1 pseudogene is annotated in these 614 nt (G+C 28.0%); it reads right to left on the bottom strand.

Going from position 1 to position 614, the window contains the following annotated elements:
* Positions 1-446, bottom strand: a pseudogene (locus tag GQX97_RS13930) (flagellar biosynthesis regulator FlhF); the annotation flags it as partial.
* Positions 447-614 lie beyond the last annotated feature (168 nt).

Genomic DNA, 614 nt, shown 5'->3' with positions numbered 1-614 from the left:
TTATTATTATTAACAAGTTCAGCATTTTCAAATTCAGTAATATTTACAGCAGCAGCACTCTTTTTAGCCATTAAATTTTCGCTTCTTTCACGAGCAGATTTTTTCAAAGCATTATTAAGATTAATAAGTCTCTCAGCCATTTCACTAGCATCTAACACTTCTGTCTTATGCTTATTCATTTCTATTCTATCGCTATTTAATTTACTATTATAGCTCTCTTCTTCTTCCACATTATTATTTACTTCTTTATCAGCATTTTTTTTATCATATATAGAATTATTTAGCATTATTCTAATTTCATGTTCAGTCTTTTTTCCAAGTCCCAAAAAACCGCCAACTTGAATATCTTTACTAGACAATATATAAAAATTGCTTCCGTACTCAACTCTAGCCTTAGCAAAAGCATCAGTCTTATCTTTTCCTCTGATTGTTCTTATATCAACCATCTTAATAACTCCCTAAAATTAATACTGCTCTAAAACGCCGATAGATACTTCAAATTCTTTTTTTATAATACCAAATATATTTTTTCTGCTTAATTCTCTTATGCTAATAATAAAATAATTTTCACCATATTTATCCCTAGCCTGTTTTTCAATTTCTTCTCTGTTTTT

The organism is Brachyspira sp. SAP_772 (genome assembly GCF_009755885.1).
Classification (GTDB): Bacteria; Spirochaetota; Brachyspiria; order Brachyspirales; family Brachyspiraceae; genus Brachyspira.
This window is presented reverse-complemented; position numbering and strand designations above follow the sequence as displayed.